Here is a 3,486-nt window from a genome sequence, read left to right as displayed (position 1 = left end):
GCCGGGAACCGTCCAACGGCTCCCGGCACCAGGGCGCCACCTCAGTGCCCCGCGCTCTCCACCACGGCCGCCCACTCGTCCAGCAGCGACTGGGCCGAGGCATCGTCAGGCCCCTCGGCCCACAGATGTGTCACCGCCTCCGACGGGTCAGGCAGCACCATCACCCAGCGGCCGTCCGTCTCCACCACCCGCACCCCGTCGGTGGTGTCCACATGCCGCTCACCGGCCGCCTCGACGACCCGGCGCATCACCAGACCCTTGACCGCCCACGGGGTCGCCAGATCGCGCCTGAGGACGTGCGCCCTCGGGATCCGCGCGTCGATCTGGCTCAGCGTGAGCTGGGTACGGGCCACCAGCCCGACCAGCCGCACCAGCGCCGCCGTACCGTCGAAGACACTGCTGAACTCCGGCACGATGAAACCACCGCGCCCGTCACCACCGAAGATGGTGCTCTCCTCGCGCCCCACCCGGGTCAGATCGTCGGGCGAGGTCGTCGTCCACTCCACCTGCGTACCGTGGTACGCGGCCACCTGCTCGGCGATCCTCGTCGTCGTCACCGGCAGCGCCACCCGTCCGCTGCGCCGTTCCGCGGCGACCAGGTCCAGCAGCACCAGCAGCGCCCGGTCGTCCTCCACGATCCGGCCCCGCTCGTCCACCAACGACAAGCGCTCGCCGACGGGGTCGAACCGCACCCCGAACGCGGCCCGCGCGGACGCCACGATCTCCCCGAGCCGCACCAGACCCGCCCGGCGCGTCTCAGCGGACTCGGTCGGCCGTGCCTCGTCGAGCCCGGGGTTGATGGTGAGCGCGTCCACGCCCAGCCGGCCCAGCAGGCTCGGCAGCACCAGCCCCGCGCTGCCGTTGGAGGCGTCCACGACCACCTTCAGACCGGACTCCGCGATACCGGTGGTGTCGACGTTCCTCAGCAGGGATCCCGTGTACGAGTCGAAGACGCTCGCCGGGAAGTGCAGATCCCCGATCTCGCCCGGGAACGCCCGCCGGTACTCCTGCCGGGCGTACACCCGGTCGAGCTTGCGCTGTCCCGCCTGGGAGAGATCGGCACCGCGCTCGTCGAAGAACATGATGTCGACCGAGTCCGGCACACCCGGAGTGGTACGGATCATGATGCCCCCGGCACTGCCACGGGCCGTCTGCTGCCGTGCCACCGGCAGGGGTACGTTCTCCAGGTCGCGTACGTCGATGGCGCTGGCCTGGAGCGCGGAGATCACGGCCCGCTTCAGCGCTCGCGCGCCACGGGAGTGGTCCCGCGCGGTGGTGACCGTGGACCCCTTCTTCAGCGTGGTGGCGTAGGCACCGGCCAGCCGGACCGCCAGCTCAGGGGTGATCTCCACATTGAGAATCCCGGAGACGCCCCGGGTGCCGAAGAGATGGGCCTGCCCCCGTGACTCCCAGATGACCGAGGTGTTGACGAAGGCTCCCGCCTCGATGGTCTTGAAGGGGTAGACCCGCACATTGCCCTGAACAATCGATTCCTCACCGACGAGACACTCATCCCCGATGACCGCGCCGTCCTCGATCCGCGCGGCCCGCATGATGTCGGTGTTCTTGCCGATCACACAGCCACGCAGATTGGAGTGCTCGCCGACATACACGTTGTCGTGGACCACCGCCCGGTGAAGGAACGCACCGCTCTTGACGACCACGTTCGACCCCACCACGGTGTGCTCGCGCAGTTCCGCGCCGGCCTCGACCTTGGCGTAGTCGCCGATGTAGAGGGGACCGCGCAGCACGGCGTCCGGGTGAACGTCCGCTCCTTCCGCCACCCACACCCCGGGGGAGATCTCGAACCCGTCGATGTCGACGTCGACCTTGCCCTCCAGGACATCGGCCTGGGCCTTCACATAGCTCTCATGGGTGCCGACGTCCTCCCAGTAGCCCTCGGCGACATAACCGAAGATCGGCTTGCCTTCCTTCATGAGCTGTGGGAACACATCACCCGACCAGTCGACGGGCACATCGGGCTCGACATAGTCGAATACCTCGGGCTCCATCACATAGATGCCCGTGTTCACGGTGTCCGAGAAGACCTGGCCCCAGGTCGGTTTCTCCAGGAAACGCTCGACCTGGCCCTCCTCGTCGACAATGGTGATGCCGAATTCGAGGGGATTGGGAACCCGGGTCAGACAGACTGTGACCAGAGCGCCCTTCTCCTTGTGAAAGGAGATGAGATCGGAGAGGTCGAAGTCGGTGAGAGCATCACCCGAGATCACGAGGAACGCATCATCTTTCAGCGCTTCCTCAGCATTCTTCACACTGCCCGCGGTGCCGAGCGGCTTCTCCTCATTGGCATAGGTGAGCTCCATTCCGAGCTCTTCACCGTCACCGAAGTAGTTCTTCACCAGCGAGGCGAGGAACTGTACGGTGACGACGGTCTCGTTGAGCCCATGCCGCTTCAGCAGCCGCAGCACATGCTCCATGATCGGCCTGTTGGCGACCGGGAGCAGTGGCTTGGGCATGCTGGAAGTCATGGGGCGAAGTCGGGTTCCTTCGCCACCGGCCATCACGACGGCCTTCATGTCGGAAGCGTCCTCCTTGAGAGACGACGGTCAGCCGACTTCGCTCGCCCAAAGAGGCCCTTTTGGCGTCAAGCGTGGCGATGGCATAGAGCGCCACCCCACATCGACGAGGTCAATCGGCCACTGCGTCCGCCTTGACGAGTCGGCGGACCTGGACCACGTAGAGGATCCCTGCCCACCAATACAGAGTTGTACCCCATCCTGCGAACGCCCATCCGAAAATGGCGGCGAGTGACGCAAGCCACCCTGACCCGTCACTCAGGAGCAGCAACGGGAACGCGTACATGAGGTTGAAGGTGGCCGCCTTGCCCAGGAAGTTCACCTGCGGCGGAGGATAGCCATGGCGCCGGAGGATTCCCACCATCACCAGCAGCATCAGTTCCCGCGCCAAAAGCGCGGCGGTGAGCCACAGCGGCAGGATCTCGCGCCAGGTAAGACCTACCAGAGTGGACAGAATGTACAAACGGTCGGCCGCCGGGTCGAGCAGGCGGCCGAGTTTGCTGATCTGGTTCCAGCGCCGGGCGAGCTTGCCATCCAGGTAGTCACTGATACCGCTGAGCATGAGGACGAGCAGCGCCCAGCCATCACTCTTGGGCCCACCGAACTCGGGTCGGAGAATCAGCCAGAGAAAGAGCGGCACACCTGCGAGACGCGCCATGCTGAGGATGTTGGGGATGGTGAGCACCCGGTCGGTCTGAACACGGGTCTCCTGGACCTCCACCCGAGAGCCTCCTGCAGAACGTTCCGATGTTGCCCCCTGACCCTACCGTCAGCCGGGAAGATCCCCGGCACAGGGGTACGGAGGGCCCACTCCCCGCCCGCTCCTGTGCCGCACTACCGCCCCTGTTTTCGGGCATGCGAAAGGGCCCTGTACCAGATATCCCGGTACAGGGCCCTCTCTCAATATTAGTTCGGCGGCGTCCTACTCTCCCACAGGGTCCCCCCTGCA

At 66.1% G+C, this 3,486-nt stretch carries 2 protein-coding genes; both read right to left on the bottom strand.

What is annotated here, in order from left to right; translation table 11 throughout:
- Nucleotides 1-41: 41 nt before the first annotated feature.
- Nucleotides 42-2,537, bottom strand: a complete 2,496-nt coding sequence (locus tag ACFVIM_RS34030) for a sugar phosphate nucleotidyltransferase (RefSeq protein ID WP_384309938.1) — start codon at nt 2,535-2,537, stop codon at nt 42-44.
- A 112-nt stretch (nt 2,538-2,649) separates the two neighbouring features.
- A complete protein-coding gene (locus tag ACFVIM_RS34025) occupies nt 2,650-3,258 on the bottom strand; it encodes a CDP-alcohol phosphatidyltransferase family protein (protein ID WP_384309935.1) in 609 nt (202 codons plus the stop codon).
- Nucleotides 3,259-3,486 lie beyond the last annotated feature (228 nt).

Source organism: Streptomyces sp. NPDC057638 (assembly GCF_042800315.1).
Lineage (GTDB): Bacteria > Actinomycetota > Actinomycetes > Streptomycetales > Streptomycetaceae > Streptomyces.
The sequence above is the reverse complement of the archived record's forward strand: the minus strand, read 5'-3'. Positions and strand labels throughout refer to the sequence as shown.

Bases quoted from the DNA above. Each gene is read 5' to 3' on its own strand.
- ACFVIM_RS34030 (WP_384309938.1), bottom strand. From the start codon at position 2,537: ATGAAGGCCGTCGTGATGGCCGGTGGCGAAGGAACCCGACTTCGCCCC.